At 66.7% G+C, this 25,876-nt stretch carries 21 protein-coding genes; 7 read left to right on the top strand and 14 right to left on the bottom strand.

Translation table 11 applies throughout. The features are described from left to right. Nucleotides 1-106: 106 nt before the first annotated feature. The 3 genes from C1924_RS12470 to purB form a co-directional block, all read right to left on the bottom strand. Nucleotides 107-1,009: a GNAT family N-acetyltransferase gene (locus C1924_RS12470; RefSeq protein WP_108765589.1), complete on the bottom strand. Its 903-nt coding sequence runs from the start codon at nt 1,007-1,009 to the stop codon at nt 107-109. Nucleotides 1,010-1,012: 3 nt separating this feature from the next. Beyond that, nucleotides 1,013-2,425 carry a cupin domain-containing protein gene (locus C1924_RS12465; protein ID WP_108765588.1) on the bottom strand — a complete coding sequence of 471 codons (1,413 nt, stop codon included), beginning with the start codon at nt 2,423-2,425 and terminating at the stop codon, nt 1,013-1,015. 713 nt (nt 2,426-3,138) lie between these two features. Beyond that, the gene (gene purB, locus C1924_RS12460) at nt 3,139-4,506 is read right to left on the bottom strand and encodes an adenylosuccinate lyase (protein WP_108765587.1); all 1,368 of its coding nucleotides are present in this window, start codon (nt 4,504-4,506) and stop codon (nt 3,139-3,141) included. A 232-nt stretch (nt 4,507-4,738) separates the two neighbouring features. Between purB and C1924_RS12455 the strand changes: the two genes are divergently transcribed. After that, on the top strand, nt 4,739-6,178 hold the full coding sequence (locus C1924_RS12455) for a class II fumarate hydratase (RefSeq protein WP_108765586.1): 1,440 nt from the start codon (nt 4,739-4,741) through the stop codon (nt 6,176-6,178). A gap of 82 nt (nt 6,179-6,260) precedes the next feature. On the opposite strand, the gene C1924_RS12450 is transcribed toward C1924_RS12455, so the two are convergent. The 6 genes from C1924_RS12450 to C1924_RS12425 all read right to left on the bottom strand — a co-directional run bounded on the left by C1924_RS12450 (nt 6,261) and on the right by C1924_RS12425 (nt 10,594). After that, the gene (locus C1924_RS12450) at nt 6,261-6,686 is read right to left on the bottom strand and encodes a hypothetical protein (protein WP_108765585.1); all 426 of its coding nucleotides are present in this window, start codon (nt 6,684-6,686) and stop codon (nt 6,261-6,263) included. A 106-nt stretch (nt 6,687-6,792) separates the two neighbouring features. Next, entirely contained in the window at nt 6,793-7,395 is a 603-nt protein-coding gene (locus C1924_RS12445) for a hypothetical protein (protein WP_108765584.1), read from the bottom strand. A gap of 36 nt (nt 7,396-7,431) precedes the next feature. Next, nucleotides 7,432-8,319, bottom strand: coding sequence for a hypothetical protein (locus C1924_RS12440; RefSeq protein WP_108765583.1), 888 nt, complete (start codon nt 8,317-8,319; stop codon nt 7,432-7,434). A 21-nt stretch (nt 8,320-8,340) separates the two neighbouring features. Further along, nucleotides 8,341-9,363 (bottom strand): hypothetical protein, encoded by a 1,023-nt coding sequence (locus tag C1924_RS12435; RefSeq protein WP_108765582.1) that lies wholly within the window; start codon nt 9,361-9,363, stop codon nt 8,341-8,343. After that, entirely contained in the window at nt 9,360-10,235 is an 876-nt protein-coding gene (locus C1924_RS12430) for an ABC transporter ATP-binding protein (RefSeq protein ID WP_108765581.1), read from the bottom strand. The genes C1924_RS12435 and C1924_RS12430 overlap by 4 nt, the downstream gene beginning before the upstream one ends. Continuing rightward, on the bottom strand, nt 10,235-10,594 hold the full coding sequence (locus tag C1924_RS12425) for a GntR family transcriptional regulator (RefSeq protein ID WP_108765580.1): 360 nt from the start codon (nt 10,592-10,594) through the stop codon (nt 10,235-10,237). The genes C1924_RS12430 and C1924_RS12425 overlap by 1 nt, the downstream gene beginning before the upstream one ends. A gap of 612 nt (nt 10,595-11,206) precedes the next feature. On the opposite strand from C1924_RS12425, the gene C1924_RS12415 reads away from it, so the two are divergent. The 5 genes from C1924_RS12415 (at nt 11,207) to C1924_RS12395 (ending at nt 15,162) form a co-directional block, all read left to right on the top strand. Continuing rightward, nucleotides 11,207-11,794 carry a glutathione peroxidase gene (locus C1924_RS12415; RefSeq protein ID WP_108765578.1) on the top strand — a complete coding sequence of 196 codons (588 nt, stop codon included), beginning with the start codon at nt 11,207-11,209 and terminating at the stop codon, nt 11,792-11,794. Between the two features lie 96 nt (nt 11,795-11,890). Beyond that, complete coding sequence (locus tag C1924_RS12410) at nt 11,891-12,868, top strand: FKBP-type peptidyl-prolyl cis-trans isomerase (RefSeq protein ID WP_108765577.1); 978 nt, start codon at nt 11,891-11,893, stop codon at nt 12,866-12,868. 21 nt (nt 12,869-12,889) lie between these two features. Continuing rightward, the gene (locus C1924_RS12405; RefSeq protein WP_108765576.1) at nt 12,890-14,239 is read left to right on the top strand and encodes a UDP-glucose/GDP-mannose dehydrogenase family protein; all 1,350 of its coding nucleotides are present in this window, start codon (nt 12,890-12,892) and stop codon (nt 14,237-14,239) included. Beyond that, nucleotides 14,232-14,471 carry a SlyX family protein gene (locus C1924_RS12400; RefSeq protein WP_108765575.1) on the top strand — a complete coding sequence of 80 codons (240 nt, stop codon included), beginning with the start codon at nt 14,232-14,234 and terminating at the stop codon, nt 14,469-14,471. Before C1924_RS12405 ends, C1924_RS12400 begins: the two co-directional genes overlap by 8 nt. 10 nt (nt 14,472-14,481) lie before the next feature. Continuing rightward, a complete protein-coding gene (locus C1924_RS12395; protein ID WP_108765574.1) occupies nt 14,482-15,162 on the top strand; it encodes a DUF2058 family protein in 681 nt (226 codons plus the stop codon). Between the two features lie 48 nt (nt 15,163-15,210). Here C1924_RS12395 and C1924_RS12390 read toward each other — a convergent pair whose 3' ends face one another. The 4 genes from C1924_RS12390 to C1924_RS12375 form a co-directional block, all read right to left on the bottom strand. After that, on the bottom strand, nt 15,211-16,398 hold the full coding sequence (locus tag C1924_RS12390) for an MFS transporter (RefSeq protein ID WP_108765573.1): 1,188 nt from the start codon (nt 16,396-16,398) through the stop codon (nt 15,211-15,213). Between the two features lie 86 nt (nt 16,399-16,484). Continuing rightward, nucleotides 16,485-19,169, bottom strand: a complete 2,685-nt coding sequence (gene metH, locus C1924_RS12385; protein WP_108765572.1) for a methionine synthase — start codon at nt 19,167-19,169, stop codon at nt 16,485-16,487. Then, a complete protein-coding gene (locus tag C1924_RS12380; protein WP_108765571.1) occupies nt 19,166-20,260 on the bottom strand; it encodes a homocysteine S-methyltransferase family protein in 1,095 nt (364 codons plus the stop codon). Before C1924_RS12380 ends, metH begins: the two co-directional genes overlap by 4 nt. 7 nt (nt 20,261-20,267) lie before the next feature. Further along, the gene (locus C1924_RS12375) at nt 20,268-21,197 is read right to left on the bottom strand and encodes a metalloregulator ArsR/SmtB family transcription factor (protein WP_108765570.1); all 930 of its coding nucleotides are present in this window, start codon (nt 21,195-21,197) and stop codon (nt 20,268-20,270) included. Nucleotides 21,198-21,360: 163 nt separating this feature from the next. Here C1924_RS12375 and C1924_RS12370 point away from each other — a divergent pair, with 163 nt between their 5' ends. Beyond that, nucleotides 21,361-22,509, top strand: coding sequence for an acyl-CoA dehydrogenase family protein (locus C1924_RS12370; protein WP_108765569.1), 1,149 nt, complete (start codon nt 21,361-21,363; stop codon nt 22,507-22,509). A gap of 196 nt (nt 22,510-22,705) precedes the next feature. Here the strand turns inward: C1924_RS12370 and C1924_RS12365 are convergent, their stop codons facing one another. Next, complete coding sequence (locus C1924_RS12365) at nt 22,706-25,876, bottom strand: multidrug efflux RND transporter permease subunit (protein ID WP_108765568.1); 3,171 nt, start codon at nt 25,874-25,876, stop codon at nt 22,706-22,708.

Below are 25,876 nucleotides of genomic sequence, written 5' to 3'. Positions count from 1 at the left end.
TTCAAACGGCCAAATTGTACCCCCATCCGGACACGAAGGGGCACCGCCAGCGGTATTGCGCGTCCCCCGATGTCGCTCCCAGACAGGTTTGTCCGGGGCGGCAGCATCAGATGCCGAGCGCGCGCAGTTCGCTGCAATCGCGCGAACGGTCCCAGACGCGCTGCAATTGCTGCGCGAACGGCTGCGAACGTGCCGGAAGGCCGATGCCTGCCTCGCCATCCAGTCGATGGCCGATAAGACGAAAGTAGAAGTCACCCGCGTCGTTGACCAGGCAGGCCGAAGCGAACGCACGGTCGATCGGATCGCTCACTTCGCGGAACTGGATCACGGTGGGCAGGCGCTGGGCCAGCGCCAGCAGGGGTGACCCGGCCGCAGCGATCGCCGCCGCGTCGTGCACGATCACCCGCAGCTGCTTTTCGTGGCGGGCCGTGGCGAAGCGGCGCAGGGCCGCCTGCACGGGGGGCGCATCGAGCAGGCCCGGGTCCAGCTGGCGGCTGTGCAGCCACAGCTGGCGCCGGGCGCGGTGGATGATGGCGGTGGTGATGGCCACGGCTTCGGCGCGGCTGTCGATGGCGCTGGCCACGCCCAGCCGGCGGCGCATCTGCTGGTGGCCGATGCCGGCCTCCTCGAACACCTCGCCTTCGGGCAGGAAGCCCTGGCGGGCGTAGAAATCACGGGCCGGCAGCTGCGCGTGCAGGTGCACCTCGGCCAGGCCGAGGGCCTGCCCGGCAGCGACCAGCGTGTCCAGCAGCGCCTCGCCGACGCCCTGGCTGCGGTGGCTGGCCAGCACCGCCATGCGGCCGATGCGGCCATCGGGGGTCAGGCGACCGGTGCCGACCGGCTGGCCGTCGGCGTCCAGCGCCAGCACGTGGGCGCAGACCGGGTCGAGCGCATCACGCTCCAGCTCGGCGGCGATGCCCTGTTCCTGCACGAACACCCGCTGCCGCACATCGTGGATGGCGACGTGGGCATCGGCGTGGTTGACCTGCTGGACCCGGACCGTGGCCATGGCTCAGGCGCGGCCGTCGCTGCTGTCGTCTTCGTCGTGGTCCTCGAAGTTGACGATGACCTCGATGCCGTCGTCATGCACGGTCACGGCATGCACGTCGTCGGACACCACCTCGTCGTCGAGTTCGGCCACCTGGGCATGGCCTTCGACCACCTCGCCGAGCACGCCGTCCTGGTCTTCAGCGTCGTCTTCGCCGTCATACACCTCGTTGGGATCGATGAGCTGGAAGACGCCGCCGACCAGCAGCTGCTGCAGCACGGCGCGGCCCTTGTCGGACAGGCCGCGGTAGGCGGCCGCGTCGAGCTGCTCGGCACCGGCCAGGCGCTGGGCATCCTTGACCGGCAGGGCGAAATCCTGCCCGCTGACATACAGGCTGGCGCCACGCTTGGCCCGGCGCCAGGCCAGGCGCGCCCACGGGTGGCGCTGCAGCAGCAGGCCCGAGGCCAGCGCCTGCACCACTTCTTCCGGCGCGGGTGCGGCCTGGTGGGCCATCACCTCGCCCGCTGCGCGGTAGGTGGTGATGAAGCGGCCGAACCAGTCACCCAGCTTGTCCGGGTCGTTCATGCGGATCGCGTTGAGCGCGGTGATCACCCGCGCCATCGCCACCGTGTCGATCTCGTTCGGGTCGGCCGGCACCTTCAGGTCGGGATCCTGGTAGCGGATGTTCTCGTCGGCATCGGCGATGAGCGTATCCAGGTAATCGCTGATCAGCTCGGCCGACGCCGGTGCGCGCATGCCGAAGGAGAAGGTGAGGCAGGGATCCTCGGCCACGCCGTGATGCGGCACGTTCGGCGGCAGGTACAGCATGTCGCCCGGCGCCAGCACCCAGTCATGGGTGGGCTTGAACACCTGCAGCAGCTTCAGTTCCACGTCGGGGCGGAAGCCCAGCGGCGGGCGCTTGCCCTTGATCGATTCGCTGGCGTCGATCTGCCAGCGGCGGTGGCCATGGGCCTGGAGCAGGAACACGTCGTACTGGTCGACGTGGGCGCCGACCGAGCCGCCGGTGGCGGCGAAGCTGATCATCACGTCATCCATGCGCCAGCGCGGCAGGAAGCTGAAGTGCTCGATGAGGGCTCGCACATCCGGGTCCCACTTGTCGACGTCCTGCACCAGCAGGGTCCAGTCGTGGTCGGGCAGGGCGGGGAACACGTCTTCCTGGAACGGGCCGCTGCGCACGCGCCAGCCATCCTGCGCCTTGTCGTGCTGGATCAGGCGTGCCAGCACGCCTTCTTCGCAGGCCAGCCCGGCCAGGTCTTCCGGCTGGACGGGGGTCTGGAAATCGGGGAACGCATTGCGGATGAGCAGTGGGCGCTTCTGCCAGAAGTCGCGCAGGAAGGTGGCCGGGGCCATGCCCAGCGGCTTGCCGGGTCGGGCGGTGACTTCGATGAGCGGAGCGGAGGACTTGCGGGCGGCCATGGGGGATTCCTTGCAGCGGAAAGCGGGAGGGGCGGCGTGGCGGGCCGCCGAGGTGCCCATTGTCCGCCGTTCGTCCGGATTGCGCACGTGCGATGGTTTGTCGCGGGGGTATCGGCCAACGGCGGAGCCCCTCGTGGCGACCTTTTGGTAGGGTCGACTGTTAGTCGACCGGCTTCATGGGCTGGGCCGGGCGGGTGGGCTGCGCGGGGGACGCTGCAAGTACGTCCATGTAAGCTCGGTCGCCGCATCCATGCGGCTCACGCCCCCGCGCAGCCCACCCACCCGGCCCCTGGCAGTTTTCTGCGCGGCCCGCCACGCCAGTAGATCCACGCCATGCGTGGATGGAGCTTTCTCCCCGCAACGTCATCCACGCATGGCGTGGATCTACCATTGTCGGGAATGTGCGGGCGCCCCAAAACAAAGAGGGACGCGGCGAAGCCGCGTCCCTCTTTCAAATTCCGTCCCGACAACGTCATCCGCGCATGGCGTGGATCTACCGTCACCAGGAAACTGTCAGGGGTGGGGCGGGTTGGGTTCGCGGGACCGCAGGCGCCATGGATGGCGCCTACGAGCCCCCATGGACGGGTTCACGGCGTGTCCCGCGAACCCAACCCGCCCCGCCAAGCTAGCAGCAACCCAGAGCCAGAATCGCCGTTGCTGTTGCTGTTGCCTGCCGCAGGCAGCGCCCGCGGCCGCCGCCGCAAAGGAACCCCTCAGATCTTGCGAGCCAGCGCCTCAGCCAGACCCGTGTAACTACCCGGGGACATCTCACGCAGCGACTGCTTGGCATCCTCCGGCAGCGCCAGCGTCTCCACGAACGCACGCATCGACTCCGCCGTGATGCCCTGGCCACGGGTCAGCGCCTTCAGCTGCTCGTACGGGTTCGGCAGGCCATGGCGACGCATCACCGTCTGCACCGCCTCAGCCAGCACCTCCCAGGCCGCATCCAGGTCCGCGTCCAGGCGCTGCGGGTTCACTTCCAGCTTGCCCAGGCCCTTGGCCAGCGAATCCAGCGCCACCTGGCCGTGACCGAACGCGGTGCCCAGTGCGCGCAGCACGGTGGAATCGGTCAGGTCGCGCTGCCAGCGGCTGATCGGCAGCTTCGCGCTGAAATGCTCGAACAGTGCATTGGCGATGCCGAAGTTGCCCTCGGCATTCTCGAAATCGATCGGATTGACCTTGTGCGGCATCGTCGACGAGCCGACTTCGCCTTCCTTCAGGCGCTGCTTGAAGTAACCCAGCGAGATGTAGCCCCAGATGTCGCGGGCCAGGTCGATCAGGATGATGTTGGCGCGGCGCGCGGCATCGCCGATCTCGGCGATGTTGTCGTGCGGCTCGATCTGCGTGGTGTACGGGTTGAACACCAGGCCCAGGCTGGTCACGAAGCGCTCGGCGAAGGCCGGCCAGTCCACCGCCGGGTAGCTGGCAACGTGGGCGTTGTAGTTGCCCACCGCACCGTTGATCTTGCCGGTCAGCTCTACCGCGGCGATCTGCCGGCGCTGGCGCTCCAGGCGGGCGACCACGTTGGCCAGCTCCTTGCCCAGGGTGGTCGGCGAGGCGGTCTGGCCGTGGGTGCGCGACAGCATCGGCTGTGCGGCCTGGGCGTGGGCCAGGGTGCGCAGGGTGGCGGCGATGCCGTCCAGGCTCGGCAGCAGCACTTCGCGGCGGGCCTGTTCCAGCATCAGGCCGTAGCTGAGGTTGTTGATGTCCTCGCTGGTGCAGGCGAAATGCACGAATTCCAGCGCCGGGGCCAGCTCGGCGTCGTCCTTCAGCTGTTCCTTGATGAAGTACTCCACCGCCTTGACGTCATGGTTGGTGGTGCGCTCGATCTCTTTCACGCGCGCGGCCTGGGCCGGGGTGAGGTTGGCGGCCAGGGCACGCAGGCGGGCGGTGGCGGCCTCGGAGAACGCGGCCAGTTCGACGATGCCCGGCTCGGCGCCCAGGGCCAGCAGCCACTCGACTTCGACCGTGATGCGGGCCTTGATCAGGCCGTACTCGGAGAAGATCGGGCGCAGGGCGTCGACCTTGCCGGCATAGCGGCCATCGAGCGGGGACAGGGCGAGCAGGGCGTAATCGGACATGTCGGCAGGGCTGGGGCGAGCGGCGGGGGCCATATTCTACGACGCTGCGGGCTGCCGCGCTTCGCGCTCGCCGGCCATCGGACGGTGCGACCCATCGGACGATGCGGTCCATTGGCGTTGTCCCCTGCTGCGGACAAGGGAGTATCGTTGGCACAGCCGCCAGCCCCGGGAAGCGACCCGCTGCCAGCCGCCGCTTCCCTTTCCCCAACAGAAGTAGTGCGGAGTCGATGCAATGAGCAAAGCTGCAAGCAAGGGTGGAACCGCGAAGTTCCGTATCGAACACGACAGCATGGGCGAGCTGCAGGTGCCCGCTGACGCCCTGTGGGGCGCGCAGACCCAGCGCGCCGTCGAGAATTTCCCGGTCTCCGGCCAGCGCATGCCGCGCGGTTTCATCCGCGCACTGGGCCTGGTGAAGGGGGCCGCCGCTGGTGTCAACGCCGAGCTGGGCCACCTGCCCAAGGTCGTGGCCAAGGCCATCCAGGTGGCCGCCGCCGAAGTGTCGGCCGGCGACTGGGACGCGCATTTCCCGATCGACGTCTACCAGACCGGCTCGGGAACGTCCTCGAACATGAATGCCAACGAGGTCATCGCCACCCTGGCCAACCGTGCGGGCAAGGCGGGCAAGACCACGGTGCATCCCAATGACCACGTCAACCAGGGCCAGAGCTCGAACGATGTGATCCCGACGGCGCTGCGCGTGTCGGCGGTGTTGGCCGTGCATGAGCATCTGCTGCCGGCGCTGGTGCACCTGCGCAAGACCCTGGACAAGAAGGGCCGCAGCCTGCGCAAGGTGGTCAAGACCGGCCGCACCCACCTGATGGATGCAATGCCGCTCACCTTCGAGCAGGAATTCGGCGCGTGGTCGGCGCAGCTGGCGTCGGCGCAGGAGCGCATCGAGGACAGCCTCAAGCGCGTGCGTCGCCTGCCGCTGGGCGGCACCGCCATCGGCACCGGCATCAATGCCGATCCGCGCTTTGGCGCGCAGGTGGCCAAGTCCCTCAAGCAGCTGACCGGTTTCAAGTTCGACAGCGCCGCAAACAAGTTCGAGGGGCTGGCCGCGCAGGACGATGCGGTGGAACTGTCCGGCCAGCTCAATGCGCTGGCGGTGGCCCTGATCAAGATCGCCAACGATCTGCGCTGGATGAATGCCGGTCCGCTGGCCGGGCTGGGCGAGATCGAACTGCCGGCGCTGCAGCCGGGCAGCTCGATCATGCCGGGCAAGGTCAACCCGGTCATTCCCGAGGCGACGGTGATGGCCTGCGCGCAGGTGATCGGCCACCACACCGCCATCACGGTGGCGGGCCAGACCGGTAATTTCCAGCTCAACGTGACGCTGCCGCTGATTGCGGTGAACCTGCTCGATGGCATCGGCCTGCTGGCCAACGTGTCCACCCTGCTGGCCGACAGTGCCATCGCCGGGCTGAAGGTGCGCGAAGACCGCGTAGCCGAGGCGCTGGCGCGCAATCCGATCCTGGTGACCGCACTGAACCCGATCATCGGCTATGAAAAAGCCGCCGCGATCGCCAAGCGTGCCTACAAGGAGCAGCGCCCGGTGCTGGACGTGGCGCTGGAAGACAGTGGCCTGGGTGAAGCCGAGCTGCGCCGCCTGCTGGATCCGACCGCGCTGACCGCCGGTGGCATCCAGGCCGGTGGTGGTGGCGCCGGCGGCTGATTGCGTGATGGGTAGCGCCGGGCCATGCCCGGCGGATTGCCGGATCAAACAAAAACGCCGCCCTGCGGCGGCGTTTTTCGTGTCAGCGACGGTCGGCGACGATGTTGCCGAAGGTCTCGGTGTAATCCTTGAACTCCGGAATGGTCTGCACCAGGTCCGGCGGGATCACCTCCATGCCCTCCGGCGGCTGGATCTTCACCGGCTGCATGTCCGGGTCGGCCGGGGCGGCCACCAGGGTGTTCTGGCGCAGCACCTGCAGCTTGCCGAACATCGTCTGCAGCATCTGCCGCTGGCCATCGTTGAGCGGAATCTGGATCTCGTCGATCTTCATCGTGCCGTCGGGCAGGATGATGATGTTCGGTGCGGGCTGGCGGCGCACGGTCACCATGCTTTCGCTGACGGAGATCTTGGGCTTGCCGCGCTCGGCGCGGTGGTTGCGGTAGTCCTGGTCGCAGCCGGCCAGGCCCAGGCAGAACAGGGCGACCAGCAGCAGCAACAGCTTCTTCATGGCGGTTCAATCAGGTGCATCGGGGGCGGCCATTGTAAGCCCGGGCGGCCCCGCGCGGCCGGCAGCGGGTCAGGCTGCCGGCCGGGTGCGGCGAAGTGTCACAGGGTCAGCGGTTGACCACGACGTTCTTGTCGCAGTCGTAGATGTCGCTCTGGTCCATGGTTGCGTAGGGCTGGAATGCCGGCAGGTCACGGGCCAGCGCCTGCTGGCTGGCCAGCATCGCCGGCAGGCGGTTGCACAGCTGTTTGGCCTGGGCCTCGATCTTCTCGGCTTCGGCGTTGATGCGCTTTTCGATGCCGTCGGTGTCGCCACTGAACACGCCCTTGATCGCTTCGCTGGCGGCGCTGGCGCCGAGCTTGGCGCCGGCCACGCCGATCGCCATGCCGTCTTCGGCGATGCCGGCGATATGGCCACGGTAATCCAGCAGCTGGCGGCGCTGGGCGGGCGTGGTTTCCACTTCCTTGCCGGCAATCAGCAGGCGGCCATCCGGGGTGATCTCCGCGCGCGGTTGCTTGTCAGCGGAGATCTTGATGTTGCCCTTGGCGATTTCCTCGCGGGCCTTGTCGGTGGCCTCCTTGACGGTCTGGCCGATGCCGCCGGTGGCTTCGGCCACCGCCTTGCCGGGCGAGTTGTCGGTGGAGGAGGGGCCGCCACAGGCAATCAGCGGCAGGCACAGCAGGACGGCAGGCATCAGGCGCAGCAGGTTCATGGCGTTTCCCTTCAAGGCAATGGATGGATGGGGGGCTTACTTGCCGCGGGGCAGGGTGACCTTGCCGCCGACGTTGCGGTGGCGGACTTCACCGCTGCCGCTGTGATCGACGGTGAGGCTGCCGCCGGCCGTGTCGACGGAGATGTCGCCGGAACCGTGGCTGCGCACGTGCACGTTGCCACCGGTCTGGTCGATGTCCACGTCACCCGAACCCACCACGCCGATCTCGACGTTGCCCTTCACCTGGCGGAACCCGATGTCGCCCGAGCCGACCGTCTCCAGCCGTGCGTTGCCGCGCACATCGCTGATCTTCAGGTCGCCCGACCCGACGGTGCCGACCACGGCGTCGCCGCCGATGTTGCGGGCCTTGACGTCACCCGAGCCCAGCGAGAGCAGGTTCAGCGAAGCGGCGCCGGCAATATCGAGGTCGCCCGAGCCGACCGCCGCATGCACGCTGCCGCGCGTGCCGCGGGCGATGCCATCACCGGAGCCGACGTCCATGCTCAGCGATTGCGCGTTGTCCACGCTGGCGTCGCCCGAGCCGATGCGGAACTGCAGCGGCAGGTTGTCCGGAACGCTGCCACGGATGTCCAGCCACGCATAGCTGTTGCCCATGGTCAGGCCGCTCCGGCCGTCGCGCCGCAGGCTGACCACCAGCTTGTCGCCTTCGCGGCGCTGGTCCAGCACCAGCTGGTCCAGCCAGCCCTGGTCCGAGGCGCAGGCGCGGCCGTCCAGCTGGCCGCCGCCGGCATTGGCGATCACTTTCAGGTCGTGCTGGTTGACCTCGAACACGACGGCCTTGGCGCCCGCAGCATCGAGCTTCAGCGAACGCGGCGCGGAGAACTTGCAGTTCGGCGCGTCGGCGGCCTGCACCGACAGCGGCAACAGCAGCAACAGGGCACTACAGGCGAGCAGGGTACGCATGGTGGTCTCTCCGGAAAGGGATCAGATTTCGCCAGCGCGCTTGCGCAGGCGGATGGCCAGGATGATGAAGACAACGCCGAATGCTGCGCCGATCCAGGCGTCGGGCATGGCCAGCGTCCGCAGGTGCTGCGCCGGGCTCAGCAGCGCGGCGATCGAATCCAGATCGTTGCTGCCACGCAGGCCTTCGCGGTACAGCAGGTCCATGCCCGGCACGGTGCCCAGCAGCAGGCGGCCGACCACATGCTTCCAGAACCAGCCGGAGGTCATGTCGAACAGGCTCATCGCCTTGGTCGTGCTGACGATGATGCCGGCGAACAGCGGCAGCATCACGGCCCACAGGAACGGCTTGCTCTTGGCCCAGGCCGAGCACAGCAGCAGCCAGCCGGCGGTCGGCAGGGCCCACATCACGAACACCGGAATCCACGCCAGCAGACCCACCGCCAGGGTGAGCGGGCTGGCCGGCCCCCAGATCAGCGTGGTCGGGCTGCCGCCGTGGGTGAGGGCGACGATGCTGATGATGACCAGGAAACCGAACATGGTGACGATGGCTGCCAGGGTGGCCACCAGCGGCGCCACGATCAGGGCGCTGAGCACCTTGGACAGCACGGTCTGGGTGTCCGACAGCGGCAGCGACTTCCAGAACAGGATGCTGCGGTCGCGGCGATCGTCATACAGCGCGCCCAGGCAGTAGAAGAACACCACGAAGGCCAGTACCAGGAAGGGCCAGGTCGAGCTCAGTACCAGGGTCAGGTCCAGGCCGTTGCCGAGGTCGGCCATGTCCTTGGCACTGATGTCGCGGGTCAGCAGGGCCAGGTCCAGGCCGTTGATGTTCACGTTCTCCCCGTCGATATGCAGGCCGCCGTCGCGGGCGGCGCGGTGCAGGGCGAACAGGCCGAAGCCGATGCCGATGGCACTCATCAGCAGCGAGACGAGGCCGGCGATGACCGGGGCGTAGAGGAAGCCGCCACGGTTTTCCCAGTATTCGCGCTTGAGCAGCCAGCGCAGGGTGCCTGCGGGACTGACCGGATGGTTGACGGCATTCATGCGTAGGTCCCCTTCATGACAGCAACGAACAGATCGGCCAGGCCCGCATTGCGGATCTCGCCCAGGGTGGACAGCTGGCTGCGCGGCACGCCGTCATACAGCAGCACGGTCTTGCCGAAGGCCTGCGCGCGCTCGTCGATCGGCTTCAAAGCGCGGGCGGTGTCCAGCTGGTCGGCACCCACCAGCAGCTCGGTGTAGCGCTCGCCGACTTCGTCCATCTCCGCGCTGAGCACCACGCGGCCATCGCGGATGAACATCACATCGCTGAGGATGTGCTCGATCTCCTCCACCTGGTGGGTGGTGACGATGATCGTCTTCTGCTCGTCGAAGTAGTCCTCCAGCAGGCGCTGGTAGAACTCCTTGCGGTACAGGATGTCCAGGCCGAGGGTCGGCTCGTCCAGCACCAGGATGCGGGCGTCGATGGCCATCACCAGGGCCAGGTGCAGCTGCACGATCATGCCCTTGGACAGTTCACGCACGCGCTGCTTCGGCTGCAGCTTGGTGTTGGCCAGGAAGCGCTCGCAGCGGGCGCGGTCGAAGCGCGGGTGCACGCCCGCCACGAAATCGATGGCCTCGCGTACCTTCAGCCAGCGCGGCAGCACGGCCACGTCGGCGATGAAGCAGATGTCCTTCATCAGTTCATCGCGGTGCACGCGCGGGTCGCGGCCCAGCACGGACAGTTCGCCTTCCACCGAGGTCAGGCCGAGGATGGCCTTCAATGCGGTGGTCTTGCCAGCACCATTGGGCCCGATCAGGCCGACGATGCGGCCTGCGGGAATGGCAAAGCTGGCGTTGTCGAGGGCAACGGTGTTCTTGTAGGCCTTGCGCAGGCCTGTGGCGGTGATGACGGCGTCGCTCGCTACGGTACTCATCAGATCTTCCCCTGGGGCAGCAATTCATCGAGGCTCAGGCCCAGGCGCTGGATGCGCTCCAGGACGGCCGGCCATTCTTCGTTGAGGAAGCGGTCACGCTCGCTGCTGCGCAGCTGCGTGGCGGCCTGCTCGGTCATGAACATGCCCAGACCGCGGCGCTTTTCCACCAGGCCTTCATCGGCCAGTTCCTGGTAAGCGCGCGAAACGGTAATGGGGTTGAGCTGGTAATCGGCGGCCACCTGGCGCACCGAAGGCAGGGCATCGCCCGGCTTGAGGATTCCGTCGAGCATCATGGCGATCACGCGCTCCTTCAGCTGGCGGTAGATGGGAGCGCCGTCGCTCCACTGGATGTCGCTCATATTCAGCTCCGTGGGGTCAGCGGCTGTGCGAACGAGAAGTACGGCATGAACAGGGAGCTGTGCAGCCGACGCGGGGGAGGGGGAGAAGATTCGGCGTTCCCGGCCGTGAAGGGTGCTGCGTCCTGCGGGGTGTCGGAAGGGGACGGCGCCGGTGGCGCCGGCAGGGCCAGCCAGAGCAGGGCCAACAGCGTTGATACGGTCGCCACCGCAGAGGCGGTATGGCGGTGTCGCATCCGGATGTTCATGGTTTCCCCCTGTCTCAGGTGACTGGTGTTGTATGCAACTATAACACCGGCACGCCGTCGTGCAAGTCCTGATTCCACCCAACTGATGGCAGGGGTGGTCACAATTCAGGGTGTGGCATTCAAGTCATTGATCCTGAAGAAGATAATGCCTTGCGAAGGGCTGGCGTCCTGCCGGCATCCATTCAGGAACAGGGATGCCGCAGTGTTCCCGTGCGCACAACGGGGCTGTCCAGGGCCCAACCGCCACGCCGTGCACCGTGAGGCGCCCGCTGCCATGGCAGGCGCTTCGGGGCCCGGTGCTATAGTTCGGCCGATTCCCGGCCGGAGCGGGCCGGCCCCTTGAAACAGCTACCGCGGAACGACCCTCATGCCTCTGCTCACTGCCTTCCCGCGCCGCCTCCGCGGCCTGTCCCTGTTGACCGTGCTGGCCTTTGGCCTGGCCGGTTCGGCCAGCGCCCTGGCCGCCGACCTGCTTGATGTGAGCTACCGCCCGCTGGCAGGCAAGCAGCAGGTCAATCTGGAAAAGCGCTACCACGGGCAGGTGCTGCTGGTGGTCAACACCGCCAGCAAGTGCGGCTACACCCCGCAGTACGAAGGCCTGGAAGCGCTGCACAAGCAGTACGCCGGCAAGGGCTTTGCCGTGCTCGGCTTCCCGTCCAACGATTTCAAGGGCCAGGAGCCCGGCGACGAGAAGCAGATTCAGGACTTCTGCACGCTGACCTATGGCGTCAAGTTCCCGATGTTCGAGAAGGTGCATGTCATCGGTGCGGAAGCCACCCCGCTGTACCAGCGTCTCACCGCCGCCACCGGCGTCGCCCCCGGCTGGAACTTCCACAAGTATCTGGTGGGCCGCGATGGCAAGGTCATCGCCCAGTTCCCCAGCAAGGTGACCCCGGATGATCCGCAGCTGAAAGCGGCCATCGACAAGGCGCTGGCTGCACCGGCTACCCATTGAATGACGGCACGCATGCCTCGACATCTCCGGCGTGCGTGCGACAATGTTTGCTTTCGCGCCGACGTCGGCGCCCAGACACTTCCAGGAATGCAGCGAATGAAGATGGGAATGCGCGGCGCAGCGGCGTCGGTTCTGATTCTGGCGATGGGCACCTCCGGTGTCGCCCTGTCGCAACAACCGGCCGCACCGGCGGCCGCCAAGGAGACCGCAACCTTGAATTCCCCCAAGCAGAAGCTCGGCTACGCCATCGGTCTGGATGTGGCCAAGTCGTTCGCCCCCATCGCCGATGAAATCGATGTGGCCGCCCTGCGCACCGCTGTCGAGCGTTCGTTCGAGGGCCTGCAGCCGCAGATCACCCAGGAACAGGCCAAGGCAACCGACGCGGCCCTGCGCCAGGTCGTGATGGCCCGCAACGGCCAGCAGGTTCCGGGCATGGCCCCGGGCTCGCAGCCGGCCAAGGTCGACCGCGTCAAGGTCGCGCAGATGATCGGTTCCTACTCGGTCGGCCCGTCGCTGGCCCAGCTGAAGGACGACATCGATACCGCTTCGCTGTTTGAAGCGATCAGCACCGGGCTGGCCAAGGGCCAGCCGAAGATGACCGAAGCGGACGCACAGGCCACCATCCAGGCGTTCATGGGCACCAAGCAGGCCGAAATGCAGGCCAAGGCCGCCCAGGCCGCGCAGACCAACCGTCAGGAAGGCAACGCGTTCCTGGCCAAGAACAAGACCCAGCCGGGCGTGGTGACCACTGCTTCGGGCCTGCAGTACCAGGTGATCCGCCCGGGCAGCGGCGAGCGCCCGCTGCCGAGCAGCAAGGTGCGCGTGAACTACGAAGGCAAGCTGCTGGACGGCACCGTGTTCGATAGTTCCGCCAGCCGCGGCCCGGCCGAATTCGGCCTGGACCAGGTCATCAAGGGCTGGACCGAAGGCGTCGCCCTGATGCCGGTGGGTTCCAAGTACCGCTTCTGGATCCCGGGCGAACTGGCCTATGGTGAAAACGGCACCCCGGGTGGTCCGATCGGCCCGAACGCAACGCTGACCTTCGACGTCGAGCTGCTGGGCGTTCTGCCGTAAGCCCCAGGAGTCTGCACGGACATGCGCGTTGCGATTTTCGGTACCGGCTACGTCGGTCTGGTGACAGGGACCTGCCTGGCGGATGCCGGGCACCAGGTGGTCTGCGTGGACATCGACCAGGCCAAGGTGGATGGCCTCAACCAGGGCATCATCCCGATCTACGAGCCGGGGCTGGAACCGATGGTGAAGGCCAACCACGCCGCGTCGCGGCTGGCGTTCACCACCGATGCCGCAGCCGCCATCGGCCATGGCCAGGTGGTCTTCATCGCGGTGGGTACGCCGCCGGATGAGGATGGCAGTGCCGACCTGCAGTACGTGCTGGCCGTGGCCCGCACCATCGGCCAGCACATGCAGGTGCCGACCGTGGTGGTCAACAAGTCGACGGTGCCGGTGGGCACCGCCGACAAGGTCCGTGCGGCCATTGCCGCCGAACTGTCCGCGCGCGGTGCCGACATCGCCTTCGACGTGGTGTCCAACCCCGAGTTCCTGAAGGAAGGCGACGCGGTGGCTGACTGCATGCGCCCGGACCGCATCATCATCGGCGCCACCAGCGCCGAATCGGTGGCGGTCATGCGCCGCCTGTATGCACCGTTCAACCGCAACCACGATCGCGTGGTGGAAATGGATGTGCGTTCGGCCGAGCTGACCAAGTACGCCGCCAACGCGATGCTGGCGACCAAGATTTCGTTCATGAACGAAATCGCCAACATCGCCGAGCGCGTCGGCGCCGATATCGAGCAGGTCCGCCAAGGCATCGGTTCGGACCCGCGCATCGGCTGGCATTTCATTTACCCGGGCGCCGGTTACGGCGGCTCGTGCTTCCCCAAGGATGTGCAGGCGCTGGCCCGCACCGCGCAGCAGTACGGCCTGGAGCCGAAGCTGCTCAACGCGGTTGAAGCCGTGAACGATGCACAGAAGGGCCATCTGTTCGAGCTCATCCAGCGCCATTACGGCGCGGATGCGGGCGCCAGCCTGCGCGGCCGGACGTTTGCGGTCTGGGGCCTGGCCTTCAAGCCCAATACCGATGACATGCGCGAGGCGTCCAGCCGACGCCTGCTGGCCCAGCTCTGGGAGGCCGGCGCCACGGTGCGCGCCTACGACCCGGAAGCCACCCACGAAGCGCAGCGCATTTTCGGCCAGCGCGACGATCTGGTGTTCTGCGGCAGTGCCGAAGAAGCCCTGCAGGGCGCCGACGCGGTGGTCGTGGTGACCGAGTGGAAGCAGTTCCGCAGCCCCGATTTCCAGGCGCTGCGCACGCAGCTGAAGGACGCGGTGGTGTTCGATGGCCGCAACCTGTACGACCCTTCCGAGGTCGAGGCGGCGGGTCTGGCTTACTACGGCATTGGCCGGGGGCGTTCGTTGCATGTCTGAGTTGCCGAGTGAACGCGAACAGGCGCTGGAAGCGCGCCTGGTCGAACTGGAGATGCGTGTGTCCTTCCAGGAACATGCGCTGGCCGAACTGAGTGATGCATTGGCCGATGCGCGCATGCAGGGCACCCGCAATGCCGATGTGCTGCGCGTGCTGCTGGAAGACCTGGGCAAGGTCCGCAATGCATTGAATTCTTCCGATCCGGCGAGCGAACCGCCGCCGCCGCACTACTGATCCGATTCTTATGAGCGATACTCTCCGCGACCAGCTGATGGGCCTGGGCTTCAAGCCAGCGCCCAAGCCCGAGCGCAAGAACGATGGCCCCCGCCGCGATGGCCGCCCGCAGGGCAAGGGTGGCAATGGCAACGCAAAGCCGCAGGGCGCTGGCAGGGGCGAACACAAGCCCGGCGAGCGTCGTGGCCATGGCCAAGGTGCGGCGGGCAAGCCCGGCCAGTCCCGTGGCCCGGGCCAGCAGGGCCCGCGCAAGCCGCGCACCGCCGAAGAGATGGATCTGGCCAAGGCCTATGCCATCCGTGCGCAGAAGGAAAAGGAAGAGCGCATCGAGAACGAGCGCCTGAAGCAGGAAGAGGCGCGCCAGCGCCGCGAGGCCAAGGCCAAGCTGGAAGAACTGCTGAAGGACAAGGGGCTTAATGACGAGGCGGCTGATATCGCCCGCCACTTCCCCTACGGCGGCAAGATCAAGCGCATCTACGTGACCGCCGCACAGCTGACCGCCCTCAATGCGGGTGAGCTGGGCGTGGTCCAGCTCAATGGCCGCTACCTGCTGGTGACGGCCGAACTGCTGGCCCAGTCCGAAGCCGTGTTCGCCGCCTCGGTGGCGCTGAAGGTCGATCCGAACGCACCGGTCGAGGAAGATCCGTACGCCGATCCGCAGTACCAGGTGCCGGACGATCTGGTCTGGTAAGTCGACCTGCAGGATGACGAGGACGCCGGGCACTGCCCGGCGTTTTCGTTACGGCGCGCGGTGGGCGCTGCGTCGCGCGCGGATCAGCGGCAGGCTCAGCGCGAAGAAGCACAGCAGGGCGCCGACCAAGGCAAAGCCGCTGCCCGCCAGGAACGCCGTGCGGCCCTGGTCGATGGTCCACAGCTGGCCGGCGATGAGCGCGCCGAGCACACCGCCGACGCCGGACGAGAAACCGTACAGCAGGCCCTGGCCGTGGCCGTTGAGCCGGCCCGGGAAGTAGGTGGCCAGCATCTGCATGGCGGCAGCGAAGAAGGCGGCAAACCCCAGCGCGTGCGCCGTCTGTGCCAGCAGCATCACCGGCAGGTTCTGCGGGAACAATGCAGTCACCGCCCAGCGCAGGCACGAGCTGACCAGGGCGATCAGCAGCATCCAGCTGGCGTCGTAGCGGCGGAAAAAGCGGCCGATGGTGAAGAACACGCCCACCTCGAACACCACGCCGATGGTCCACAGCAGGCCGAGCGTGGACGTGCGGTAGCCGTGGTGATCCATGTAGACCGAAAAGAACGTGTAGTACGGCCCGAATGACAACTGTTCCATGAAGGCGGCCAGGAAGAACGCCAGCACCGGCGGCCGGCGCACGATCTGCCAGAAGCCGCTGGCATCACCCTCGGCCTTGCCGATGCCACGCGCGTACTGGTTGCTGAAGGCCGAAGCAACCAGCAGCGCGAACAGGGGCAGCATCATCCACGGCAACAGCCCGGCGCGGCTCTGCGTGCCATCGCCTTCGATCAACCAGCCAAACAGGGTGACGATGGCGATGAAGCCCAGCGAGCCCCAGACCCGGATCAAGCCGTAGCGATGGCTGTCGCTGCCCAGGTGGGTCAGGGTGATCGACTCGAACTGCGGCATCACGGCGTTGTAGAAGAAGCAGAACACCACCATCGCCGGGTACATCCACGGCTGTGGCATCGGCAGCAGGAACACCGCGAAACTCAGCAATGTCAGCACGCAGCCCACCCGCAGCAGGCGGATCGGGCGGGGCGAGGCCGCCGCCAACGACGTCCAGGTACTGGGCGCCACCACACGGGTGGCGTACCACAGCCCCATCATCACGCTGATGGCGGTGACGCTCATGCCGCGCGCGGTGAGGAACAGGCTCCAGTACGGCGTGAAGGCGCCCAGCGCCGCGTAATAGAACAGGTAGAAGCTGGACAGGCGGGCAGCGGGAACGGTCATCGCGGAATGATGAAGCAAAAAGGGCACGGAGGGGATCAAGTCGTTGGTGGCACAAACGACTTGATCCCCTCCGTCCCCTTCTTGCGTCATTCGGGGTCGTAGTCGAGGTTGGACGCCAGCCAGCGTTCGGCCTGGGCGCGGTCCACACCCTTGCGGCGGGCGTAGTCGCTCACCTGCTCGCGGCTGAGGCGGCCAACCACGAAATACTGGCTCTGCGGGTGGCTGAAGTAGTAGCCCGATACCGCTGCCGTCGGCAGCATGGCGAAGCTTTCGGTCAGCGACATGCTGGCGTTGGCCTCGGCCTGCAGCAGGTCGAACAGGCGGCGCTTCTCGCTGTGCTCGGGGCAGGCGGGGTAGCCCGGCGCGGGGCGGATGCCGCGGTACTGCTCGTCGATCAGCGCCTCGTTGTCCAGCGTCTCGGCGTGGTCGTAGCCCCAGAATTCCGTACGCACGCGCTGGTGCAGGCGCTCGGCCAGGGCTTCGGCAAAGCGGTCGGCAAGGGCCTTCAACAGGATCGCGTTGTAGTCGTCATGCTCGGCCTCGAAGCGCGCCACGTGGGCGTCGATGCCGATGCCGGCAGTGACCGCGAACGCGCCGATCCAGTCCTGCCGGCCGCTGTCGGCCGGGGCGATGAAGTCGGCCAGGCAGAAGTCCGGGCGCTCGGCGGGCTTGTCCACCTGCTGGCGCAGGAAATGCAGGGTGGCTTCGCCCTGCGGGTGCTGCACACGCACGTCATCGCCGACGCTGTTGGCCGGCCACAGGCCGAACACGGCCTTGGCCTGCAGCCACTTCTCATCGACGATCCGTGTGAGCATCGCACGCGCATCGCGGTACAGCTCGCTGGCCTGGCTGCCGACAATCTCGTCGGTGAGGATGGCCGGGTACTTGCCGGCCAGCTCCCAGGCCTGGAAAAACGGTGTCCAGTCGATGTAGTCGACCAGTTCGGCCAGCGGGTAATCATCGAACACGTGCAGGCCGGGCTGCTTCGGCGCTGGCGGTACGTAGCTGGCCCAGTCGCTCTGGAACTTCTGCCCGCGTGCGTGTTCCAGCGACACCAGGCGCTTGGCATCGCCGCGGTTGCGGTGGCGCGCGCGGATCTCGGCGTAGTCGGCCTCGTTGGAGGCGACGAAGGCGTCGCGCAGATCGCGCGAGATCAGCGACTGGGCCACGCCCACGGCACGCGAGGCGTCCTTCACCCACACCGTCGGCGCCTTGTAATGCGGGTCGATCTTCAGCGCGGTATGCGCGCGTGAGGTGGTTGCGCCACCGATCAGCAGCGGCAGATCGAAGCCCTGGCGCTCCATTTCGCGCGCGACATGGCTCATTTCTTCCAGCGAGGGCGTGATCAGCCCGGACAGGCCGATCAGGTCGGCGTTGTGCTCGCGCGCGGCGTCGAGAATCTTCTGCGCCGGCACCATCACACCCAGATCCACCACCTCGAAGTTGTTGCAGGCCAGCACCACGCCGACGATGTTCTTGCCGATGTCATGCACATCGCCCTTCACCGTGGCCATGATGATCTTGCCGTTGCTGCGCGCGGTGTCGCCGCTGCGCGCCTTCTCGGCCTCGATGTACGGCAGCAGGTAGGCGACGGCCTTTTTCATCACGCGCGCTGATTTCACCACCTGCGGCAGGAACATCTTGCCCGCACCGAACAGGTCGCCGACCACGTTCATGCCGTCCATCAACGGGCCTTCGATCACGTCCAGCGGTCGGCTGGAGGCCTGCCGGGCCAGTTCGGTGTCTTCTTCAACGAACGCATCCAGGCCGTGCACCAGCGCATGCGCCAGGCGCTGCGCCACCGGCTTTTCGCGCCAGGCCAGGTCTTCGGTTTTCGCCGCGCCCTTCCTGCCCTTGTAGCGCTCGGCGATCTCCAGCAGGCGTTCGGTGGCGTCACTGCGGCGGTTGAGGATCACGTCCTCCACGCGCTCGCGCAGTTCCGGGTGCAGTTCGTCGTAGATCGGCATCGCGCCGGCGTTGACGATGCCCATGTCCATGCCGGCGGCGATGGCGTGGTACAGGAACACCGAGTGGATGGCCTGGCGGACGGTTTCGTTGCCGCGGAACGAGAACGAGACGTTGGAAACGCCGCCGGACACATGGCAGTGCGGCAGGGTCTGCTTGATGATGCGGGTGGCTTCGATGAAGTCGACCGCGTAGTTGTCGTGCTCTTCGATGCCGGTGGCAACGGCGAAGATGTTCGGATCGAAGATGATGTCCTGTGGCGGGAAGCCGATTTCATCGACCAGGATGCGGTAGGCCCGCGTGCAGATCTCGACCTTGCGCGCGCAGGTGTCGGCCTGGCCGGCTTCGTCGAAGGCCATCACCACCGCGGCCGCGCCATAGCGCAGTACCTTGCGCGCGTGCTCGCGGAACAGCGCCTCGCCTTCCTTCAGCGAGATCGAATTGACCACGCTCTTGCCCTGCAGGCATTTCAGGCCGGCCTCGATCACGCTCCACTTGGAGGAGTCGACCATCACCGGAATGCGCGCGATGTCCGGCTCGGACATGATCAGGTTGAGGTAGCGGGTCATCGCCGCTTCCGAATCGATCAGGCCCTCGTCCATGTTGACGTCGAGGATCTGTGCACCGCTGGCCACCTGCTGCCGGGCCACATCCACGGCTTCCTCGTAACGGCCTTCCTTGATGAGCTTGCGGAACTGCGCGCTGCCGGTGACGTTGGTGCGTTCGCCGACATTGACGAACAACAGGTCGGGCGTGATGACCAGCGGCTCCAGCCCGGACAGGCGGGTGTAGGGCACGGTGCTCATGCGGCGTGCTGCTCCACGGAGGCGGGCAGGGCCCGTGGCGGCAGGCCGGCCACAGCCTCGGCAATGGCGCGGATATGGTCCGGGGTGGAACCGCAGCAGCCGCCGACCAGGTTCAGCAGCCCATCCTCGGCAAAGCCGCGCAGCGTGGCGGCCATTTCCTCGGGGGTCTCGTCGTACTCGCCAAAGGCATTGGGCAGGCCCGCATTGGGATGGGCGCTGACGTGGCAGTCGGCCACCTGCGAGAGGGTTTCCACGTGCGGGCGCATGGCATCGGCGCCCAGCGCGCAGTTCAGGCCGATCGACAGCGGGCGCGAATGTGCCAGCGAGGCATGGAACGCATCGGCGGTCTGCCCCGAGAGGGTGCGGCCGGAGGCATCGGTGATGGTGCCGGAGATCATCACCGGCAGGCGCGCGCCGCGTGCATCGAAGGCCTCTTCCAGCGCATACAGCGCGGCCTTGGCGTTGAGGGTGTCGAAAATCGTCTCGACCATCAGGGTGTCCGCACCGCCGTCGATCAGCCCTTCGATGGCTTCGCGGTACGTATCGCGCAGTTCATCGAAGCTGGTGTTGCGGAAGCCAGGATCGTTCACGTCGGGGCTGATGGACGCGGTGCGGCTGGTCGGCCCGATCACGCCGATGACGAAGCGCGGCTTGTCCGGCGTGGTCGCTTCGACCGCGTCACAGCAGGCGCGGGCGACGGCGGCGCCTGCCTTGTTCAGCTCATACACCAGGTGTTCCAGATGGTAATCGGCCTGGCTGACCGAAGTGGCGTTGAAGGTGTTGGTTTCCACCAGGTCCGCGCCCGCCTCGAGATAGGCGGTGTGGATCCCGGCGATGATCTCCGGCCGGGTCAGCAGCAGGAGATCGTTGTTGCCCTTCAGGTCGTGGCCCTCCGGCGTGCCGTGGTCGCAGCCGGGGCCATGGCTGTGGTCGTAGCCGCCGGCAAAACGTTCGCCGCGGTAATCCGCTTCCTGCAGGCCATGGCGCTGGATCATCGTGCCCATCGCGCCGTCGATGATCAGGATGCGCTCGCGCAGTGCGGCGAGCAGGGCATGGGCACGTTCGGGATGCAGCCAGGGCAGGGCGGACACGGCGACCTCAGGGCTTGTTGGCGATCAGCGAGATGACTTCAAAATGCGGCGGGCGCTTTTCACGGGTGACGGTTTCCAGGCTGGAGACCTGCAGGCCGGCCTTGTCGACGAACCTGCGCAGTTCCTTGTCGCTGAAACCCAGGTTGACGTGGCCATAGGCTTCCACCGCAGCCTTGTGCTCGTGGCGGGCCAGGCTGCACAGCAGCAAGCGGCCGCCCGGGCGCAGCACGCGTGCGGACTCGGCCACCGCCTGCGCCGGCTTGCTGGCGTAGGTGAGGGCGTGCATCAGCACGACCAGGTCGAAGCTGCTGTCCTTGAAGGGCAGGGCGTGCATGTCGCCCTCGCGCACTTCCACGTTGGGCAGGCGGCGCAGGCGCTCGCTGGCAGCGGCCACCACGCGCGCGCTGGTGTCGATGCAGACGTAGCGGCTTGCGTGCGGGGCCACCAGTTCGGCCAGCACGCCATCGCCGGAAGCGATGTCCAGCACGTCACCGGTCTCCAGCAGCGGCAGCGCGGTGCGGGCCAGGGCTTCCCAGGTGCGGCCCGGCGAGTAATGGCGTTCCATGTCTCCGGCCACGCTGTCGGCCCAGTTCTGGTCGGCGGCGCGGTTGGCCATCACCGTGGCAACACGCTCGGCATCCTGGCGCAGCAGCGGATCGTCGCTTCCGTTGCTCAGGGCATGCCACAATGCGCGCTGCGCCGGGTCCAGCTGGGCATCGTCGAAGCGGTAATAGGCCGACACGCCGGCACGCCGGTCGCGGACCAGGCCGGCCTCTTTCAGGCGCGCAAGGTGGGTCGATACCCGTGGCTGGGCCAGCCGGGTGATCGCCGACAGTTCGGCCACGGTCAGCTCTTCCTGTTCCAGCAGCGCCAGCAGGCGCACGCGGGTGGCGTCGGCGAACACCTTCAGGCGGGTCGACCAGTCTTCCAGATCCATAAATATCTACCTATCGCGATATAGAGATATATTCGCCGACCGCACCCGTTCCGGTCAAGCCGCCGCCCTCCCCAAGTCAGCCTCCGTTGCGCGGCCCCGGTACAATCGGCGCACCTGGGCGCGCTGTGCGTGGCCCATATCATCATGTCCCTGGGAGGGTGTTGTGGATTTCAGCTTTACTGAAGAGCAGTTGATGCTGCAGGACGTGGCGCGGCGCATCGCGCAGGAGAAGATCGCCCCGAGCGCGGAGCACCATGACCGCACCGGCGAGTTCCCCCTGGAGAACATCCGCCTGCTGGGCGAGAACGGCCTGATGGGCATCGAAGTGCCGACCGAATACGGTGGCGCAGGCATGGACCCGATTGCGTACGTGCTGGCGATGGTGGAGGTCGCCGCCGGTGATGCTGCGCACTCGACCATCATGTCGGTCAACAATTCGCTGTTCTGCAACGGCATCCTGACCCATGGCAGCGAGGCGCAGAAGCAGATCTACGTGCGCGCCATTGCCGAAGGCACGGCCATCGGCGCGTTCGCCCTGACCGAGCCGCAGTCCGGTTCGGATGCCACCGCCATGCGCTGCCGCGCGGTCAAGCAGGCCGACGGCACCTACGTCATCAATGGCAAGAAGAGCTGGATCACCTCCGGCCCGGTGGCCAAGTACATCGTGCTGTTCGCGATGAGCGAGCCGGACAAGGGCGCGCGCGGCATCACCGCGTTCCTGATCGATACCGACAAGGCCGGTTTCGGCCGTGGCAAGACCGAGCCGAAGCTGGGCATCCGGGCCTCGGCCACCTGCGAGATCGAGTTCAACGATTACGTGGCGCAGCCGGAAGACGTGCTGGGCCAGGAAGGCGAAGGCTTCAAGATCGCCATGGGCGTGCTCGACGCCGGCCGCATCGGCATCGCTTCGCAGGCCATCGGTATCGCCCGTGCCGCGTATGAGGCGACCCTGGAGTACGTGAAGGACCGCAAGGCCTTCGGTGCCGCCATCGGTACCTTCCAGATGACCCAGGCCAAGATCGCCGACATGAAGTGCAAGCTGGACGCGGCCCTGCTGCTGACCCTGCGCGCGGCGTGGGTGAAGGGCGAGGGCAAGCGTTTCAGCAACGAGGCGGCCATCGCCAAGCTGACCGCCTCTGAAGCGGCGATGTGGATCACCCACCAGGCCGTGCAGATCCACGGCGGCATGGGGTATTCCAAGGAAATGCCGCTGGAGCGTTACTTCCGCGATGCCAAGATCACCGAGATCTACGAGGGCACCTCGGAAATCCAGCGCCTGGTGATTGCCCGCAACGAGACGGGCCTGCGCTGACGGCCTTGAAGAGCGCCAACCAAGGTTGGCCTCTACAGACGTTGCTGCGCTGAGGGGCGGTGCATGCTGCGCTGGCAGGTGCCAGCCTTGGCCGTCATGCATTGAAGCGCGCCAACCAAGGTTGGCCTCTCTACAGAAACCTGCAAAAAAGGCCCCGGATCGCTCCGGGGCCTTTTCATTTCACTTCACTGCCGGATCAACGATCCGGGCGGTGTGCCGATTCGGCGTCGCGCTGGCGCTCCATGAACTCCTTGGAGGGCTCGTCCAGCTTGTCGCCCAGCATGCGGCGCACCACCACGAAGAACACCGGGATCATCAGCAGGCCCAGCAGGGTGGCGAACAGCATGCCGCCGATCACGCCGGTACCGATGGCGTGGCGGGAGTTGGCGCCCGCGCCGGTGGAGATGGCCATCGGGATCACACCCATGATGAACGCGAACGAGGTCATCAGGATCGGGCGGAAGCGCAGGCGGGCCGCTTCGATGGTGGCATCGCGCAGGGTCTTGCCCGCTGCACGCTGCTCCACCGCGAACTCCACGATCAGGATCGCGTTCTTCGCGGCCAGGCCGATCACCGTGATCATGCCGATCTTGAAGAAGATGTCGTTGGGCAGGCCGCGCAGCATCGACAGGCCGATGGCACCCAGCACGCCCAGCGGCACCACCAGCAGCACCGCCACCGGGATCGACCAGCTTTCATACAGTGCGGCAAGGCAGAGGAACACCACCACCACCGACAGCACCAGCAGCAGCGTCGCGGCGTTGCCGGCCAGGATTTCCTGGTAGGACATGCCCGACCAGTCGTAGCCGTAACCGGCCGGCAGGTCGTTGGTGACGATGTCTTCCATCGCCGTCATCGCTTCACCCGAGCTCTTGCCCGGCGCCTGCGAGCCGACGATGTTGATGGCCGAGTAGCCGTTGTAGCGGCTCAGTGACGGCGGCGCCGACACCCATTCCGACTTGACCACCGTGCTCAGCGGGATCATGGCGTTGGTGCCGTCGGCATTGGTGGTCAGGCTGGACGGGCTGTAGAAGCTCTTCAGCGATTCCTGGCCGGTACGGAACGGCGCGTCGGCCTGCATGGTCACGCGCTTGATGCGGCCCTGGTAGAAGAAGTCGTTGACGTACACCGGGGCCAGCATCAGCTGGATGGTGCTGTAGACGTCCGACACCGACATGCCCATCGACTGCGCCTGCACGCGGTCGACGTGCAGCGCCAGCTGCGGGGCGTTTTCCAGGCCGTTCGGGCGCACGCCGGCCAGCTTGTCGCTTTCCTGCGCCGCCTTGCCCAGCAGGATGTTGCGTGCCTGCGTCAGCTGTTCATAGCCCTGGCCACCACGGTCCTGCAGCCACATGTCGAAGCCGCCGAACTGGCCCAGGCCCTGCACGGTCGGCAGGTTGACCACGAAGATCTGCGCTTCCTTGATGCCGTAGAACGCGCCGTTCATGTTCTGGATGAACTCCGGCACGGTCACCTTGCGCTCGTCCCACGGCTTGAGGCGGATGAAGCCCATGCCCACGTTCTCGCCGGAGCCGACGAAGCTGAAGCCGGCAATCTGCATCAGGCCTTCGTAGCCTTCCTGGTCCTTCAGGATGCCGCGCATCTGGGCGAAGACTTCGTTGGTCTGGCCCTTGGTCGAACCCGGCGGCAGCTGCACGATGGCCAGTGCGTAGCCCTGGTCTTCTTCCGGCAGGAAGCTGCCCGGCATGCGGGTGAACAGGAAGCCGCACAGGGCGGTCAACACCACCGCCAGGATCATCCAGCGCGGCGCATGCTTCACCGCCGAGGTGATGTGGCCGACGTAGGTGCCGCTGATCTTGTCGTAGTACTTGTTGAAGGTACGGTAGACGATGTTCGGGTGGTCGTTGTGGGTCGGCTTGAGGAAGGTCGCGCACAGGGCCGGGGTGAAGCCCAGCGCCAGGAACGCGGAGAACGCCATCGAGATGGCGATGGTCAGCGCGAACTGCTTGTAGATCTCACCGGCCGCACCGCCCTGCAGGGCTGACGGAATGAACACCGCGGCCAGCACCACGGTGATGGCCACCACCGCACCGGTGATCTGGGTCATCGCCTTCTGCGTGGCCGGCTTCGGCGCCAGGCCTTCCTCGGTCATGATGCGTTCGACGTTCTCGATCACCACGATCGCGTCATCGACCACGATGCCGATTGCCAGCACCATCGCGAACAGGGTCAGCTGGTTGATGGTGAAGCCGATCAGCCACATGCCCAGGAAGGTACCCAGCAGGGCCACCGGGATGACCAGGGTGGGGATGATCGTCGCGCGGAAGTTCTGCAGGAAGATCAGCATCACCAGGAAGACCAGCAGGACCGCCTCGAACAGGGTCTTGACCACTTCCTCGATGGAGATCTTGACGAAGGTGGTGCTGTCGTACGGAGAGAACCAGCTGACACCGGCCGGGAAGCTCGGCTGCAGCTCGTCCATCTTGGCGCGCACGGCATCGGCCACGTTCAGGGCGTTGGCGCCCGGCAGCAGCTGGATGGCGAACGCGCCGGCCGCCTGGCCGTTGTACTGGGTGTCGAAGCCGTAGTTGTTGGCACCGAACGCCACGCGGGCGACGTCCTTGAGCAGCACGCGCGAGCCGTTGGCATTGGCACGCAGGATGATGTTCTCGAACTCTTCGGGCGAGCTGAAGCGGCCTTCGGCCGAGACCGTGGCGGTGAAGTGGCCGTCAGGCGAGGGGTCCGAACCCAGCGAACCGGCAGCGAACTGCACGTTCTGCGCGCGGACCGCAGCCAGCACTGCGCTGGCCGACAGGCCGTAGCCCTGCATCTTTTCCGGGTTGAGCCAGATGTTCATGGCGTACTCGGAACCGAACTGCTGGGTGCTGCCGACGCCGGGGATACGCGAGACCTGGTCGAGCACGCGCGAACCGACGATGTCGTTCAGTGCGTCGCGGCTTATGGTGCCGGTGTCCGAGCGCAGGCCGACCACCATCAGGAAGCCGGCGTTGGCCTTGGCCACCACCACACCCTGCTGGGTCACCTCCGAAGGCAGGCGTGGCGTGGCCAGCGACACCTTGTTCTGCACCTGCACCTGGGCGATGTCCGGATCGGTACCGGTCTCGAAGGTCAGGGTGATCTGCGCACGGCCGTTGGAGGACGATGACGAGCTGAAGTACAGCAGGTGATCGATACCGGTCAGCTGCTGCTCGATCACCTGGGTGACCGACTTTTCGGTGGTGTCCGCGCTGGCGCCGGGGTAGGTGGCCTGGACGGTCACCTGCGGCGGGGCGATGTTGGGGTAGGACTCGACGCCCAGGTTGAGGATCGCGATCACGCCGCTGAGCGAGATCAGGATCGCCACCACCCAGGCGAAGACTGGATGTTCGATGAAAAATTTAGGCAT

The sequence above is a fragment of the Stenotrophomonas sp. ESTM1D_MKCIP4_1 genome, from assembly GCF_003086895.1.
Classification (GTDB): domain Bacteria; phylum Pseudomonadota; class Gammaproteobacteria; order Xanthomonadales; family Xanthomonadaceae; genus Stenotrophomonas.
This window is presented reverse-complemented; position numbering and strand designations above follow the sequence as displayed.